General features: G+C 37.6%; 4 protein-coding genes. All 4 read right to left on the bottom strand.

Annotation, left to right across the window (positions count from 1 at the left end; genetic code table 11):
- Window positions 1-13 precede the first annotated feature (13 nt).
- Genes U8D43_RS11115 through U8D43_RS11100 form a run of 4 tightly spaced genes read right to left on the bottom strand, consistent with a single transcriptional unit; the run spans window position 14 to window position 18,687 of the window.
- On the bottom strand, window positions 14-3,112 hold the full coding sequence (locus tag U8D43_RS11115; protein ID WP_335871249.1) for a type I polyketide synthase: 3,099 nt from the start codon (window positions 3,110-3,112) through the stop codon (window positions 14-16).
- Window positions 3,113-3,142: 30 nt separating this feature from the next.
- Window positions 3,143-9,700, bottom strand: coding sequence for a non-ribosomal peptide synthetase (locus tag U8D43_RS11110; protein WP_335871248.1), 6,558 nt, complete (start codon window positions 9,698-9,700; stop codon window positions 3,143-3,145).
- 43 nt (window positions 9,701-9,743) lie between these two features.
- Window positions 9,744-12,359 carry a non-ribosomal peptide synthetase gene (locus U8D43_RS11105; protein ID WP_335871247.1) on the bottom strand — a complete coding sequence of 872 codons (2,616 nt, stop codon included), beginning with the start codon at window positions 12,357-12,359 and terminating at the stop codon, window positions 9,744-9,746.
- A gap of 43 nt (window positions 12,360-12,402) precedes the next feature.
- Window positions 12,403-18,687, bottom strand: coding sequence for a non-ribosomal peptide synthetase (locus tag U8D43_RS11100; protein WP_335871246.1), 6,285 nt, complete (start codon window positions 18,685-18,687; stop codon window positions 12,403-12,405).
- Window positions 18,688-18,709: the final 22 nt, after the last annotated feature.

Raw genomic sequence — 18,709 nt, 5'->3', positions numbered from 1 at the left:
ATTACTTCCCCCTTTATCTTTTATTTGCACCCTCAAGCTCTTTAAGTATCTCTTCAATCTCTTCATCGGAAGCACTTTCTAGAATATTTCCTACATCCTCCAAATTTTCTAATTCTTCTTCTACCTGCTTAGCAAGACCAGATATGGTTGGATTATCAAACATATCTTCAATCTGTAATTCAACGTCAAATTCTTCTTGAATGCGATTAAATAGCTGAATTGCAAGCAAAGAATGTCCACCAATTTCGAAAAAGTCATCATTAACGTCAATTGATTCTATACCAAATAGTTCTTCCCAGATAACCCCAACTCTCCCTTCAACTCCAAAAGAAGTTTTATCTTCCATAGTAGTTGATACTAGATTCTCAGTTTCAACTACTATCGATTCTTCTTCTGTCATTTTTGCATCCAAATGCTCATTCTCTATGACTTCTTGTTCTGTAACTAAATTAGATGACACTCTATCAATCCAAAAGCGTTTCCCTTGGAATGGATAAGTTGGTAGTGGTATACGATGTGCTTTATAAGAATTATGGAATCCTTGCCAGTCAACAGAGACACCTTCCAACCAAATCCGTCCAATTGCTGATAATAAAACATTGTTATCAGTTTGACGATCCTTAGGGTGACGAAGAAGCGGAAACACAATAGGTTTATTTTCACTCTCATGTCCTTTTATGAGTCCAGTGAGTGATTGACCAGGTCCTACTTCCACTATAATAATTTCTTCTTTCAATAAGGTTTCTACACCTTCTGTGAAGCGAACCACACCTCTCAAATGATTCGACCAATACCTTGGATCGGTTGCTTCCTCAGCTTTAATCCATGCGCCAGTAAGGTTAGAGAGATATGGAATAGTAGGTTCTTTCAACTGAACCTTGGATATTTCATCAGCAAATTCATCTAAAATTGGATCCATCATTGCAGAATGAAAAGCATGAGAAGTAATTAACATTCGGGTATCTACACCCTGTCCCTTTAACTTTTGTTGCAATGCATCAACTTCCTCCTCTTTTCCAGCTATCACACACAAGTTAGGTGTATTCACAGCTGCAAGAGAGAGTTGGCCATTAAGGTGTTCTTTTACCTTTGATTCAGAAAGAGACACCGACAGCATTTTCCCGGTTGGCATTTGTTGCATTAAGCGCCCACGAATAGCCACTAATCGAAGAGCATCTTCTAGGGAGAATACTCCCGCTAAGCAAGCTGCTACATATTCACCGATACTATGACCAAGCATTAGTGCAGGCTTTATGCCCCAAGAATCTAATAATTTAGAAAGTGAATATTCTATTGCAAAAAGGGCTGGCTGTGCAATTGCGGTTTGTTTTAGTTGCTCAGATGCAAACGCTTCGTTGTCTGGCTGATATAGAAGTTTACGAACATCAGTTTTGATTAATGGTAAAAGCTTGTCACAACAGTGGTCAAACGTTTCACGAAATACAGGCTCTTTAACGTAAAGCCCCTGTGCCATTCCGACATACTGAGACCCTTGTCCAGAAAACACAAAGGCAATCTTACGCTGTTTTTCACTCAATCCTTTAACCAGTTTAAGACTATTCGGATTCCCCAAAGTTTCTAGTACTTCGTCTCTTGTTTGCGCAACTAACATAGCCCGATGTGAAAATTCGTGGCGCCCCTCCTGCAGAGTATAGGCAACATCAGTTAAATCCACATCAGTTTTATGCTGAAAGTAATTCTTCAATCGTTCAATCGAACTGTTCAACGCAGTATCTGATTGAGCAGAAAGCACAAGAATTTGCTCATTATTTTTTGTTCTTTCGGGCTGTAATTCAGATGGAATTGCTTCTTCTAATATAATATGTGCATTGGTCCCTCCCATCCCAAAGTTACTAATGGCTGCTCGACGTGGAATCCCATTACTCCTCTCCCAATTCTGAAGGTCTGTATTTACATAAAATGGGCTATTATTAAAATCAATATTTGGATTTGCTTCTTCAAAATGTAAAGTTGGTGGAATCTTTTTATAGTAAAGGGATAAAGTTGCTTTTATTAAACCGGCAACACCTGACGCCACTCCAAGGTGACCAATATTAGATTTTACTGACCCAATTGCGCAATAATTTTTCTCAGTGGTTTGCTCACGGTACACCTGTGTTAAAGCAGATATTTCAATCGGATCACCTAATGGAGTTCCTGTTCCGTGTGCCTCTATCATACCGACCGTATATGGGTGGACATCAGCCATCGCCATCGCATCAGCGATTACTTCAGCTTGCCCATTAACGCTCGGTGCGGTGAATCCAACTTTGTCTGCACCATCGTTATTAATTGCACTTCCTTTAACGACTGCATAGATAGTATCGCCATCATTGCGTGCATCCTCTAATCGTTTCAGTACAACGACTCCTAGACCATTTCCAAAGATTGTCCCCTTCGCTTTTGCATCAAATGGGCGACAATGTCCATCTGGTGATTGAATCCCACCTTCTTGGTACATGTATCCCGTCTTTTGAGGAGTTACTATCGACACTCCGCCAGCAAGTGCCATATCACATTCGCCACTTAGCAGACTTTGGGCTGCGTTGTGGACAGCAACAAGAGATGTAGAGCAAGAAGTCTGCACACTAACACTTGGTCCTTTAAGGTTCAATTTATAAGATACTCGAGTAGCCAAATAATCCTTTTCATTGCCGTGACGAATATTTAGTTCCCCAACCGAATTATAAAGGCCCGGTTTACTGTACAAATTAAATAAATACGTACTAGAAAAGACACCTGCATATACACCAATACGTCCTGGGTATTTTTCTGGATTATGCCCAGCAATCTCCAATGCTTCCCAACAACACTCTAAAAATAACCGTTGCTGTGGGTCCATGATTTCCGCTTCTCGTGGTGTAAATCCGAAGAACGAAGCGTCAAACTTATCAATATCATTAAGTTCTGTGCCAGCCTTTACATAATTTGAATTTTCATACTGAGACGGGTCTACCCCCTCTTTTCTCAGTTCTTCATTACTAAAAAAACGAATACTTTCCTCACCTTCCATTAAATTCTTCCAATATGTTTCCAAATCGGGTGCCCCTGGAAATCTACCATTCATACCAACGATTGCAATCTCTGATCCATTCTCTGAAGACGTGCTCATAGTTTATATCCCCTTCCCCTTTGTCTACTATTATTTCTTTGTATTTCTCTTATTACGACGTTTTTGTAAAGCATTTCGTCGGTTACTACCACGGCTCTTAAATTTTTCAAATCGTAATGATTCCTCCCCTTCTTTAGTAAGTTGTGTTGCTAAGGAAGAAATTGTTGGGTATTGAAAAAAGTCTACTAAAGGAATATCTCGTCGCAACAGCTTGGCTAGTTTTGTCTTAGCTTGGAGAATAAGTAAAGAATGTCCTCCTATGTCAAAGAAATTATCATGAATACCAACATGCTTCACTCCAAGCAACTCTTTCCATACTTCTCCTATCTTCTCTTCTATCTCTGTTTTTGGAGAGATAGATAATACAGAAACCCGCTCATTAAATGAAATAGTCGGGTCAGGAAGATTTCGACGATCCACTTTTCCATTCGCATTAAGTGGAATTGCTTTAATCTTTATAAATGCCCCCGGAACCATAAAAGAAGGTATTTTTTCTTTGACATAAGCTCGCAATTCAGCGATTTCCACCAAATCATCATGAGGAACGAAATAGGCTGCAATTCTTTTGTCACCGTTAGTTGCTAACACAGTAATGACTACTGATTCTTTAACAAGAGGGTGACTAGAAATAATAGATTGAATTTCTCCTAACTCTACACGAATTCCCCGGATTTTGATTTGATCATCTAGCCTACCTTTAATATCCAGTAATCCATCTGTGCGATAAATACCCATATCTCCAGTTCTATATAAAATATCTTTTGGATCATCTGTGAAAGGGTTCGGTATAAAAAGAGCACTATCTTTTTCATCAGATTGAAGATAACCAAGAGTTCTAAAAGGTGTTCGAATGAACATTTCACCTGGTTCACCGATACCACAAAGCTGCAATTCTGTGTTTAATACTAATATTTGAGTTTCAGGAAGTGGTTGTCCAATTGGTTGTACAGATGACAACTCATCCGTATTTGGAACTTCGAAATAACATTTTGCCAAAGTTGTTTCAGTTGGGCCATATAAGTTGATAATTTTGGTATGTTCACCAAAATTAGTGCGCCACGAATGAACTAAGTCTGCTGTGAGAGGTTCTCCTGCAAAGAAAACGTAACGTAGATGATTAAGCTTAATGTTTTCAATTTCTAACCATGACTTTGCCAAGCTAGGTACAGTATGAAAATAAGTAACCTTCTCTCTTTTCAGCCAAGGTAAAACCTGTAAAGCAGATAAATCTTCTTCTACATCCGGCAAACAAATCGTCGCTCCACTTGTCAATGGAAGTAAAATATCCCGTAATACAACATCAAAAGAAAGGCCTGTTAACTGGGCGGCACGATCTCCTGGTCCTATCCCAAATTTTTCTCGTTGCCATACAAGGAAATGTCCCAGTCCACTGTGCTTTCCAATAACACCTTTAGGCATGCCAGTTGTTCCGGAAGTAAAGAAAATATAAGCTGGATCTTCTGGTTGTGGTAGTGTAAAACTAGCTATCTCTATGCTCTTTGAATCTATTGAATTAGTTAGAAGGTTACCATTCATCGAGTCAATGTAATAAACCTCTTTCCATTCATAATTTGTAAAAAAAGACTCGTCTTCGGCCTGACTTTTACTCCCAACATAAATCAGTCTATTAACACTTGATGAAAGCAGAATTGTTTGCCTTCTCTCAAGTTGCATGTTTTTTTCAATGGTTAACACAGTACCGCCTGCGAATAACACACCCAACATGCTAGCGATAAGACCCATACTGCGTGGTCCACTAATGGCTACGACTTCACCTTTATTTAATCCTCCAGCATGAAGACTAAGGGCAACACTTTGAGCTGCTTCAGCCAATTCACCATAATTTTTCTTATTTCCTTGATGGCTAATGGCTATCTGATTTGGATTTTCAAGAGCAACCCTACTGAACATTTCAGGAACAGATGGGTATAACGGTTTTTCTAATTTTGCTTTTGGATTAGGTAAAATTTCTATGCTTTTATCTGTTTTCAGAGAATAAGAACAAATCGGCAACTCACTGAAATCGACCATCTGTTTTAATAGTGAGGTGTATTGATTTGAAAGTTCTTTAATTCTCTCTTCACTATAAAGATCCTTTTGGTAAACAAACTCCATCTCTATGCCATCTCTCGTCTCATGTATATAAAGTGTGAGACCAAACTTGGATTGTGGATCTCCTACATCCATTTGAGATAGAGTGACATCCTGCCATTGTGCAGTTTTATTAGGTATATTTACTAAATTAATCATCACATCAATGATAGGATTACGACTTAGACTACGCTCTGGCTGAATAATCTCTACTAACTTCTCGAATGGCATTTCCTGATGAGCATAGGCATCTAAGCAAACCTTACGTACCCGTTTAAGTACTTCTTCAAATGTTGGTTTTTCCGAAAGGTCAATTCGGAGTGCCAGAGTATTGATAAAGCAACCAATCAATGGTTCTGTTTCTGTTTGGGTTCGTCCTGCAATAGGTGTTCCAATAATCATGTCTTCTTGTTTGCTTAATCGATTTAGCAACACACTGAAGGCTGAGAGGAACACCATAAAATCTGTAACCTCTCTCTTACGACTAAGTTCTTTTAGCTTTTTAATGGTGTCTTTTTGAATTTGTACCGTTGTACGGCCACCACGGAATGCTTGTCGGTTAGGTCTTGGATTATCGGATGGTAGCTCCAATATTGGTAGTTCCCCACCCAATTGCTTAGACCAATATGCAGTAAGATGTTTAAAGATATCTCTGCTTCCCTCAATGTTTTGCCATTTGGCATAATCTGCATACTGAACAGATAACTCCGGTAAAGTTGCAGGTTTCCCACGGAGATAAGCTGAGTACAACTCACCTAATTCTTGTATTAACAATCCAATTGACCATCCGTCAGAAATAATGTGATGCATTGAAACTAATAGGATATAATCCCCTTCGCCTAACCATAACAAGCTCACATTAAGTAGAGGTCCTCTCTCTAAATCGAATGACCGACTAGTTTCTTTTAAAATAAATCTCTCTACTTCTAAACTCTTCTTTTCTTCTTCCGTTTCACGAAAATCTTTTAATGTTATTGGAATATGAAGAGTAGGGGATATTATCTGTACTGGATCATCTTCATCCTTAAAAGTTGTCCTAAGTGATTCATGTCGTTCAACAATTTGGTTTAGACAAATTTCAAGTGCTTGTTTATCCACAGTCCCCTCTATGCGAAAAGCTGAGAATAAGTTATAAGCTATACTCTCGGGTTCTAGTCGATCTAAGAACCATAATCTTTTCTGCGAAAACGATAGTGGAATTTTCCCTTCTCGAGACATCTGTAGAATATCTTCTTTCCTATGGTTGAGTTCTGATTCTAACTTACTTACCTCTGGTTTATTAGAAAAGACATCAGATGCTAGTTCAGCAATTGTCGGATTATCAAACAAAGCACGAAGAGTAATATTTGTATCTAAAACAGATCGTAAACGAGAAACGAGTTGTGTCGCCAAAAGCGAATGACCACCATACTCGAAAAAATTATCATAAACACCTATTCTTTCAACATCTAATAAACTCATCCAAATATCTGCCATTTTCATTTCAAGTGCCGTACGAGGTGCTGTGTATAGCCGCCCCTGTCCATTTAGTATCTTTGGAACAGGCAAAGCCTTTCGCTCTATCTTTCCATTCGGAGATAAGGGCATTTCGTCTAGAAAGATAAATAGTGACGGAACCATGTAGTTTGGTAACTTACCTAGAAGATCATTCCGTAACCGAGTTGAAAGCTCATCTTCTGACAACATTTTCTCTTTTGGAACAATATAAGCCACTAAGCGTTTCTCTCCATGTTGATTTTCCGTTGCCACGACTACTGATTCCTTGACACCATCGCATTTTCTTAGTGCCACCTCTATTTCTCCTAACTCAATCCGAAATCCCCGAATCTTCACTTGATGATCTATTCGGCCTAAATACTCAATTGTTCCATCTTGTAAGTACCTTGCAATATCCCCGGTTCTGTACAAAAGTGGAGTTTGGTCATCTCCATAGGGATTGACGAGAAACTTTTCAGCAGAAATGGTGTTATCGCCAATGTAACCTCCACCTACTTGTACTCCTGCTATGCACAATTCCCCCGGTGTCCCTACCGGTACAAGGCCCAATTCACTATTCAAAATGTAGGTTTTATTATTAGGAACAGGTCGCCCAATTGGCATTGGCTTATCTAGTAATAATTCCATATCTGGCAAACGCTTAAATACAGTAATATCAGTACATTCTGTAGGACCGTATGTATTGACCACTTCTGCATTACATGCACTTGATGAGGTCCACGATGACAAGCGATTGGCAACTATAGGTTCCCCCCCTAGAAAAACATGGCGCAACTTTCTTAATTCGGAATAGTTATTTCTAACAGCTTCGTCCAACAATGGGTAAAACGCACTTGGTGTGCAGCTTAGCAATGTAATGTTATTCTTTTCAATCTCATTCGTTATCGCTGCTGCATCATAAAGTCCCGAATTATACAACACTAGTTGTCCGCCTGTCATAAGTGGGGCGTAGATACTTTTTTGCGTCATATCAAAACTAGGTGAAGTAGTCAACAACATGCTATCGGAATCAGTCATCTGGAATTCCCCAATATACCATTGCATTAAGTTTTCAAAGCCTCTTCTAAAGACATTTACGCCCTTTGGTTCTCCAGTAGAACCTGAGGTGAAGATTACGTACATACGGTTCATTGCATCCGCTTTACTCTGCAGATTATCTTCTGATTCAGCTGCCAATAGTCTTGCCTCACTATCTAGACACACAACTGTTACCTCGGCCCCTACAGGTAACTTCTCTGCCCAGACTTGTTTTGTTACCAACACCTTCAACCCTGCTCGCTCTACCATATAACGACGTCTCTCAACTGGCAATGAAGGGTCAAGTGGGACGTAAGCACCTCCTGCCTTTTGTACAGCAAGCATACTAATTACCATATCAGGAGTAGATTCCAAACAAATACCAACTAATGTGTCTAACCCAACACCAAGTGACTGTAATTTATGAGCTAATTGATTGGCTTTACGATTTAATTCTCTATACGATACTGTTTCTTCACCGAATACAATAGCAATTTCCTTTGGTTTACGAGAAGCCCACACCTCGAAGCCTTCCTGTACACTTGTAAAAGGATAATCTAAATCTGTCTGATTCCATAAGTGTACCTGTTGATGGACTTCCTCTTCAGTTAACATCGGTAATCGAGCTACGCTTTTATCTGCATTTTTAGTTATTCCCTCTAATATATTCAAGAAATGATTTACCATTTTCTTGATAGTTTCCCTATCAAACAGGTCCGTACTATATTCTAAGGTCCCTGTAAATCCATCTTCGGATTCCGCCATCTCCATCAGTAAATCAAATTTTGCAGAATGACGATCGACATCAATAACCTCAGCTTGAAGGCCTTCCATAGCAAAAGTAGTATCCGTAAAGCGAAGCGAGAACATATTCTGAAAGATCGGCGACATATGAATATCACGATCTGGTTGGACAATTTCCACTACTTTTTCAAATGGAACATCTTGATTAGAATAAGCTTCTATAATGTTCTTTTTTACATTCTGTAGAAAACTATGGAAAGATACATTTTCATCAATTTGACTACGAATAACTAAATTATTTATAAAAAAACCAATTAATCCTTCTACCTCTTCCCATTCACGACCTGCTACTGGTATACCAACAATTAAGTCAGTCTGATTAGCATACCTGTACAGCCAAACATTATATGCAGCAAACAATGTCATAAAATTAGTCGTTTTCTCTCTTTGACTAAATTGTTTGATTGCATGACTAACTATAGGATTTACCGTAAATTCAAATGTTTCCCCTCTGTTCCCTCGTTTGCTTGATTGTGGAGTAGCTGAAGACAATTGTAATACTGGGAGCTCACCAGAAAGTTTATTCTTCCAAAATTGGAGCTGCGATTCATATTCTTCTCCATGTAACTGTTCTTTTTGGTAATGAGCGTAATCTGCATATTGGATTGGCATCTCCTCAAGTTCAATTTTTTCCTGATGGATAAATGCCTTATAAAGTTGTGACAATTCCCTTTTCAGTATATCTGTGGACCAACCGTCCGAAATAATATGATGTAGATTAATAAGTAGTAGATGGTCCTTTTCATTAAGACGAATTAGTCGTATATGAAACAGAGGTCCTTGCTGTAGGTCAAAAGCGGTTTCAGCCTCTTTTTCAGCTAAATTAATTGCATGCTCCCAACACACATTCCCCTCCAAAGAGGATAGATCATCAATTTGAATTTCCCATTCAAGTCTTTCTCGAACGATTTGTACAATTTCTCCATCTACCTCACGAAACGTTGTACGTAAAGTATCATGGCGATTAACGATTTGACTGAATGCTCTCTTCAGTGCTTCTATCTGAATAATGCCCTGTAGTCGTATGGTAGTAGGAATATTATAGACAAACTTATCTTCTAGTAATTGGTCAATTAACCATAATCTTTTCTGAGCAAATGAAGCATCAAATGAATAAACTTCATCTGTTCTTTCTTTCAATAAAACTTCCTCTGTTGAATGATGAGATGCTTCCTTCATTGAGATCCCTCCTTTTTTATTCCAAATATTAACAGATTAGCAACTAGTTCAAAAGATGGCTTTCACGAGATAGCTTAGAAATTCGTTGCCTACCATTTTTAATAGGAGTTTTCTTATTTCCCTCAACTACTAGCGCTAACTTAGCGACGCTCGGGTGTTCAAACAGGGTTTGCATTGAGAGCTCTGTATTTAGAGCCGAACGTAGACGATAAACTACTGTAGTTGCTAACAAAGAGTGTCCACCTATAGTAAAAAAGTTGTCATGGACTCCGACTTTTTCATTTCCCAAGACTTCACACCACACATCTGTAATTACTTGTTCTACCGTGTTCCTTGGTGCTACATATTCCGACAGTTCAAAACTTGATTCAACCGGATCGGGTAAAGCCTGTCGGTCCACCTTCCCATTTTGATTTAGTGGAAAAGCCTCTAAGAACATACAAGCTGAAGGGACCATATATTCTGGAAGTATCCCTTTCAAGTACTGTCTCAATTCAGTCGATTGTATTTTATTTTTAGCCTTCTGGACCACATACATGACAAGGCTTTTGTCTCCTACCTTATCTTCATGGACAATTGTCAATGCTTCTTGCACTGAAGGGTGCTCCATGAGAACCCTTTCGATTTCCTCCAACTCAATTCGATAACCACGAATTTTAACTTGGTGGTCAATCCGTCCCAAATACTCAATGTCTCCATTAGATTGCCAACGTACCATATCCCCAGTTCTATACATCTTCATTCCAGGTTGCCAAGGGCAAGGAACAAACTTTTCATCACTCAGTTCATGACGATTTAAGTAACCACGGGCAACACCGCTACCAGAAATACATAATTCTCCAGTCACCCCAATTGGCTGAAGGTTTAACTTCTCGTTCACAATATAAGCCTGTACATTGGGTAATGGTTTACCTATGGGGATGCTCCTGTGTCCAAAGTCCCCCACAACAGGATAGTTTGTAGCATAGATTGTAATTTCCGTTGGCCCGTATAGATTTTCCAGACACACATCTTCAAGCATTTCCTTAAAATTGTAAGCCACTTTAATTGGAAGTGCTTCTCCTGCCACCATTACGTACTTTAATGCCGGCAAGCTTCTATCGATCCGGTTTTCAAGTTGCTGAGTGAAGACATTTAATAATGCTGGTACAAAATTTACGTGTGTTACATTTGATCGTCCTAATACGCTCAACAGTTTATCAGGATCCTTTTCCGCTTCTGGTTCGAGTATGACAAGATGACCACCTCCACGAATCCATCCGAACACTTCACTTACAGATACATCAAAAGTAAACGGCGTTTTCAATAAGTAACAATCCTCGGATTCAAATGGATATCTCTCTTCTAACGCTGTCAGAATATGATTCAAATTGCTGTGTTCAACCATAACACCCTTGGGTTTTCCTGTGGAACCAGACGTATAGATGACATATGCTAAATCTGTCTCCCTGTTCACACACACTAAGTCGCTCTGATCATCAGCATAAGAGGCATCATCGTCTAGATTTATCTTTTCATATCCATCTTCTAGAATATCCATGAACTTTGATTGTGTTAGGACCACTTCTGCATGACTATCTTCAAGGAAATACTTCACTCGAGACAGAGGGTCTTTGGGGTTAATAGGAATGTAAGCGCCACCCGCCTTAAGGATAGCGAATATTCCGACAATCATCTCTACAGAGCGTTCTGCAATTATTGGAACCATTCCATCCGGTTGGACCCCTTTATCTCTAAGTGTTCTTGCCAACCTGTTGGCTCTAGCATTTAAATCTTGATAAGTAAGGTGGATATCGTCGCAAACTATCGCTAGTGCTGTTGGCCTCTGAGCAGCTCGTACTTCAAATTCACCCATGATAAGGTTCGAATCAAAGTTTAATTTTGTTTTATTGTAATTAATTACCCACTTGTTATCGCTCACTGTTAAAAGGACAACTTCTAACAAATTAGTTTCTAAGTTACTCAACACCTGTTCTAGCACTCTAAAAAAGTGACTCACTACCCTATCAATCGTCTCTTGTCGATAAGAGACCGAATTATACTTGATTCTAAGAGTTATTCCGCTCTCTTCTTTTATAAAGGAAAAGAGAAAAGGGGGGACTTCTTTAAATGTAGAGACATGAATATTTTCAAGTTGAACTCCGGTCTCAAAGAACGGGTTTTCTCCAGAAGTCGTTTTTAACTCTAATTCTTCTGCTAAAACGTCCATCGGATAATTTTGGTGCCCCGCAGCATCTAAAACAGTTTGCCTCATCTGGATTAAAAGGTCTTTAAAAGTCATGTCTGCTTCTAACCTACTCCTTACGACAAGACTATCATTCATCAGATTCTCCGATTGAGGATTAGGTACTGGTTGCCCAATAACTATGTCTTCCAGTCCGGTGTATTTATAAAGAAGTACCGTAACAGCAGACGCAAGTACTACATGCAAAGCATGATCATTATTATTACTGACCTTTTTCACTTGCTCCCATAAATCTTCTGAAAATTTATAATTAGGAGATACAATTTCTTCCTGAGATTTGGGTTGAAAAGTGTCAGATGGAAAACATGCTACTTTTGTTAACCCCATCAATTTCTCTCTCCAATACGTTCCTTCTTGCACTTGCTGTTTGGCAATAACCTTTCGATTACTTTTAATGAATTGCGCTCTGCTCATTTAAGTCACTCCTCTCAAATCCACATACTTACATTTTTCCCTTTTAAAAGGAAAAATTAAAGTTCGTCACTTCCATTTTATTTGTTTTTGGAAATATGGACAGTTGAATATCTGCTAGTTTCACATCCGGATTTTGGATAACTACATCAATAATTTCAATAAAATATCTTTGAAAGTTCGTCATAGTTTCTGTTGAAAATAACTGTTTAACGTATTCCCAATCAATTACTAATTGGTCTTCACTTTCATAAATTTGCATATTTAAATCAAACATGGCAAAGTGTCCATGCTCATTAGACAATTGAATATTTCCACCAAGGAAATTCATCTTATATAAGTCAAAACTTTGTAGTGCGATCATAGTGTTGAAAAGTGGATTATGATTGTATCGGCGATCCTTGACCACTTCACTAACTAACTTTTCGAATGGATAATCTTGATTCTCAAAAACATCAATGGTTCTTTGTTTAACATTACGAACGAAGGTACTGAAAGTAATATCTTGTCGTGGATAATTCCTAAGGCATAATGTGTTTACAAACATACCTATTACATTTTCCAAACTCGGGTAATTCCTTCCGGATACTGGTGTTCCAATTACAATATCTTCTTGACCTGTAATCTTCATTAGGAATACGTTATAAATTGAGACAAGGATTTGAAAAAGAGTTGCTTCTTCCTTTAATGCGAAACTGCGTAAGGCAGAAGTTTGCTGCACATTAATTTCAAAAGTAAGAAATGCACCAGACAAATTGGGATTATCCAGTCTCTTTTGGTCAGTTGGTAATTCTAAAATTGGAGACGGTTCTTTAAAGACATCTGACCAAAATGTAGCTTGTCTTGCTTCAATTTCATGTCCCCGCACTTGATTCATCCATTCAGAATAGTCCTTGTACTGTAAATTGAGCTCAGGAAGCATTTTCCCCTCATATAATGCTTGCAGCTCTTTAAAAAAGATTATTAAAGAGAGTCCATCAATAATAATATGGTGCATATCTATGATGAGTTTGTAAGTTGTGTTGTCCACCTTAACCAATCCCACTCTTAGCAATGGGGCTTGAGATAAGTCGAAAGATCGCATAAATGGAGTTTTATGTAAATCATCTTCAGAATCATAATATTCCAAATCTAATACAACCTTCTCCCAAACCTTTTGGTGTACTTGTCCATTCTCATATTCAAATGACGTTCTTAATGATTCATGACGATCAATCAAATGTTGCAACACATTCTTGAATCTTGTTATATCTAACGATTGTCCTAGTGTGACAGTAGTTAATACATTGTAGTTGGTCAGTTCAGGATTCATCTCCTGTTGGGTAAACATTCTTCCTTGTTGAGAAGACATTGGGTAATATTTTTTTGTTTGTGCAACTGGAATCTCCATCACATTTTGATGTATATCATTTCTAATTTGTTTTGCCATAATTTCGATTGTTGGATTTTTCAGAATACTTGATAAAGACAGACGGATTCCAAATTCCTTCTGGATATAAGCATGTAAAAGTGTTGCAGATAAAGAATTCCCACCTAATTCATAGAAATGGTCAATTACACTAACCTTTTCAACACCTAGAGCTTGCTCCCAGAGCTTAACTAATTTCATTTCTGTTTCATTCCTTGGTGCTGTATATGCATTATTGATTGCTCCTTGGTGAGAAGGCTCTGGCAATATTTTTCGGTCTACTTTTCCATTTGTATTTAGCGGAAACTCCTTTAAGTAAAGAAAATGATCCGGTACCATAAAAGCAGGTAAAGATTGACGAAGATACTCTCTTAAATCTAGATGATCAGCCTCAACATTCCCTGTAGTCGTGTAATAGGCACAGAGGTATTTTTGTCCACTCATAGGATGCTCTTTTACTATTACAATTGCCTTATTAACTGCATTGTGAGTTAATAATTTATTCTCCACTTCACCAGGCTCAATTCTAAATCCTCTAATCTTCACCTGATGATCAACCCTCCCCAAAAACTCTATGTTTCCGTCAGGAAGCCATTTTGCCATATCACCAGTTTTGTATAACTTTTCAATTTTATTAAATGGGTTATTGATAAATTTTTTCTTTGTGAGTTCTGGTCTTTTAAAATAACCACTTGTTAATCCATCGCCACCTAAGTACAATTCACCAATTACTCCAACCGGCTGTACATGATTGTACTTATTTAAAATATAAGCTTGCGTGTTTGAAATTGGTTTCCCAATGGGAATTCTATTTTCAAAATATCGCTCTATCTCATAAGTAGTTGAGAAAGTTGTGTTCTCTGTGGGCCCATAACCATTAATAACCTTCAATTGCTGGCACTCTTCTCTTACTCGGTTGATATGATTTGGCGATAATTCATCCCCACCTACAATCAAATACTTCATGGAGGTAAACAGGGAAACATCTTTGTCTACTAATTGATTAAAAAGTGGTGAAGTTAGCCACATTGTATTAACTGAGGTTGTTATAATCGTTTGCTTCAATAGGGTGGTATCCAAGAGCCCTTCCTTATCAATAAGGTATAGAGTTCCCCCATTTAGCAAAGCTCCCCAGACCTCAAATGTAGTCGCATCAAACCCAAATGCTCCGGTTTGTAATATTCGTGTGTCTGAAGAAAAAGGGATATAATTAGTATTTTTGACCAATCGAATAACGTTACGATGACTAATACACACCCCTTTAGGCACACCTGTTGTACCTGATGTATACATTACATAAGATAAATCCCTAGCCTGGTTTTTCACTTCAAGGTTTTGGATATACTCACGATTGAAAGAGATTTGATCAATACAAAGAGTTTTTCCAGAAAATTCGTTACTCTTTGCCAGGTGTGAGGATGTCAACAAAAGATTAGTTCGACTATCTTTTAACAAGAAAGCAATTCGTTCACTTGGATAATCTAGGTCTATGGGAAGATAAGCACCTCCTGCTTTTAACACTCCAAGCATACTAACTATCATTTCAAGTGAGCGTTCTAACATTAAACCAACTAATTGACTTGGTAAAACTCCATTTTGTCGTAAAAGCTGCGCAAGACTATTGGCTCGCTGATTTAATTCAGCATATGTCAAATTCTCCCCATCTAAGGAAACAGCTATCTGTTCAGGGAACTTTATTACTTGCTCTTCAAACAACTCCTGAATCGTCTTATTTTTAGGAAAATTGGTACTATTTTGATTGAACTCAACCAATATTTGTCGTTTCTCAGCTTGGGATAAAATATCAATATCTTTAATTGGCTTAGTAGAATTTTTAGTTACCTCATTTAATAGTTTTACAAAGTGCCGAACTATACGTTCAATTGTTTCTACTTTAAACAGATTCGTACTATATTCTAAGTCAAAAGATATACCATCATTTTTTTCTATAGCAATTAGGCTGAGGTCTACTTTGGATGTCTTAAAATCAAAATTATATGGTCTTACTTGGGCCTCTCCTAATGATAGTCGACTTCCTTTCATATTCTGTAATACAAACATGACATCAAACAAGGGATTACGACTAATGTCTTTCTGCAGATTGATCTGCTTAATTAGATCCTCAAGTGGATAATTCTGATTCTCGTATATACGTAAAGATTCCTCTTTAATAAAACTTAATTGTTCTTCAAAGTTCTTTTCTAGATCAATTACTGATTTTATGACAAGTGTATTTGCAAACATTCCTACGGTCATATCTAAATCTGGATGTTGTCTATTTTCGATTGGGCTCCCCACAATAATTGTTTCTTGATCTGTATACCGACTTAATAACATTTTAAAAGCCGTTAATAACGTCATATAAAGAGTTGCTTGATTATCTCTTGCCACCTTAAGTAAGTGCTCTGTCAAACCACTATCAATTTCAAAAGAAACTTTTGCTCCTTCAAATTTCTGTACGTCAGGTCGTTTAAAATCCGTTGGAAGATTTAAAACAGGTGGGTCATTTGAGTAACTTTCCAACCAATATTTTTCTTGAGCAGCAAATGTATTGCTATCTAACTGCTCTTGGTACCATTGAGTGTAATCTGCGTACTGAATGGAAATTGGTTTCAGAGGTTTCCCTGCGTACAATTGGGATAACTCATCAATTATGATATTAGTAGATACACCATCAGCAATAATATGGTGATAATCCAGAATAAAAATAGATTGATAGTCATCTAACTTTATTAATTTAGCTCTAATTAATGGTGCGCGTGATAAGTCGAAAGGTTTTACAAATCGTTTTATTAGTTCGTCAGCTTCTTTAACTTCTACCTCATCATAATCTAAATTAAAAGGTACCTTATCATGGATTATTTGCACGGCATTTTTATCTTTTATCATAAATCTTGTTCTCAAGCTTTCATGACGTTGGATGAGTGTATGCAAAGCTTTTTCCAGCGTGCCGATATCTACATAACCTTTGATTTTAAAAACATTAGTAATATTATAATTTACCGATGCTGGATCAAGTTGATTAAGCATATACATTCTTTTTTGGACGGAGGACAGTGGATAATAAGGCTTTTTAATTGCTTTTAGAATCGGCCTATACTCCTCCTTGCCTTCTCTACCAATTATGTAATTTGCTAAACTCTTTATCGTCGAATGTTCGAAAATGACTTGTAACGGAACATTTACTTGCAATATTTTTTGAATATTCAGCTTCAAATGAATTGCCTTTAGTGAATTTCCCCCTAAATAAAAGAAATTATCATGGATGCTTATTTGCTCTACTTCCAATTCTTCTTTCCACAATTCCCCTAATGTCTGCTCTATCTCATTCTGAGGTGCAACATACTCATGATTGCTCTCAATTTCTTCAGGTTCCGGTAATTGTTTGCGATCTAATTTACCGTTTGGTGATAATGGGAAAGTTTCAATCATAACCAAACGATCAGGAATCATAAACCCAGGCAAAATATCCTTGAGCCTCTCTTTTAAACTCTGCTCTGTTACTACCTGTTTAGGAACAACATAGCCACAAAGATACAGTTGGTGCTTCTTATCATGACGAACAATGACTATTGCATCTCTAACTTCCTCGAACTCACGTAATTGATGTTCTACCTCCCCAACTTCAATACGAAATCCTCGAATTTTAACTTGATTGTCGATTCGTCCGATATATTCAACATTTCCATCAGGAAGCAAACGAGCTAGGTCTCCTGTACGGTAAAGACGTTCTTCTCCATCAAACGGATGTTCAACAAATTTTTCACGTGTAAGCTCTTCCATATTTATGTAGCCCCGTGCCAATCCTACTCCTGCTATACATAACTCCCCTACTTGTTCATATGACAGAGAACGCATTTTTTCATCTACTATATATAATCGGGTATTATCAATCGGTTTACCAATGGGTACTACTCCATCCATCTCTTTACCATAACAATCGTAGTAAGTCACATGAACAGTAGTTTCTGTGGGTCCGTATAAATTAATTAATTGAGTATTATTATGGTCTGTAATACCCTCATCGAATATATCTACAGTATTTTTTTGTAAGGCTTCTCCAATTGAAAATACTCGCTTAAGGCTTGATAATTTTTTGACTATATCAGGATTAGCCGTATAACTTAGAAAAAGATTCAAAAGCGAAGGTACGAAATATATAGTAGTGACTTGATGTTTATCAATTGCATTTATAATTGATTCCGGATCTTTTTCACCTTCGGGCTTAAGTAAACAAAGTGTTGCACCTGCGAACATCCACCAAAATAACTCCCATACAGAGAGATCAAAAGATATAGATGCTTTTTGCATTACTACATCTTTTTGGTTAATCGGATAGGTTTTCTGTAGCCAGTTGAGTCCGTTAACCATTGAACGATGTTCCACCATAACACCTTTAGGTTTTCCTGTGGAACCAGAGGTATAAATAACATAAGCTAAGTCGGAAGAAGAACCAATATGTCCTATATTTTCACCATTTGAGTCATATGATGTTTCATCATTTAAATTAATAGTAGTATGGTAATGGTTATTGAAGTAGTTTAAGAATTTATTTTGAGCAAGCACAATCTTTGCTTGACTATCATTAAGAATGTAATCAACACGATGCTGGGGATAGGTTGGGTCTATTGGAACATAAGCACCACCAGCCTTCAATATTGCACAAATACCAATCATCATCTCTAGAGAACGTTCGGCCATTATTGCAACGAGACATTCAGGTCCAACTCCCTTGGATTTAAGTGTTCGTGCTAATTGATTTGCTTTTGAGTTAAATTCTTGATATGTAACCTCTATTCCATCTCCAATAATTGCCATTGAAGTTGGAAACTTAGCGACATTTAATTCAAACTTTTCGATAATTTTAATGTCAGCTTCTTCTTGAGTGCTATTGAGATGTAAATTAGATACCTTATCCTTCATGTTTTATCCTCTACTTTACAGA

Source organism: Bacillus sp. 2205SS5-2 (genome assembly GCF_037024155.1).
Lineage (GTDB): Bacteria > Bacillota > Bacilli > Bacillales > Bacillaceae_K > Bacillus_CI.
Note: the sequence above shows the minus strand (reverse complement) of the source record. Positions and strands in the feature narration are given on the sequence as shown.

Coding starts and splice junctions, on each gene's coding strand:
- U8D43_RS11115 (WP_335871249.1), bottom strand. CDS start 3,112: ATGAGCACGTCTTCAGAGAATGGATCAGAGATTGCAATCGTTGGTATG.
- U8D43_RS11110 (WP_335871248.1), bottom strand. CDS start 9,700: ATGAAGGAAGCATCTCATCATTCAACAGAGGAAGTTTTATTGAAAGAA.
- U8D43_RS11105 (WP_335871247.1), bottom strand. CDS start 12,359: ATGAGCAGAGCGCAATTCATTAAAAGTAATCGAAAGGTTATTGCCAAA.
- U8D43_RS11100 (WP_335871246.1), bottom strand. CDS start 18,687: ATGAAGGATAAGGTATCTAATTTACATCTCAATAGCACTCAAGAAGAA.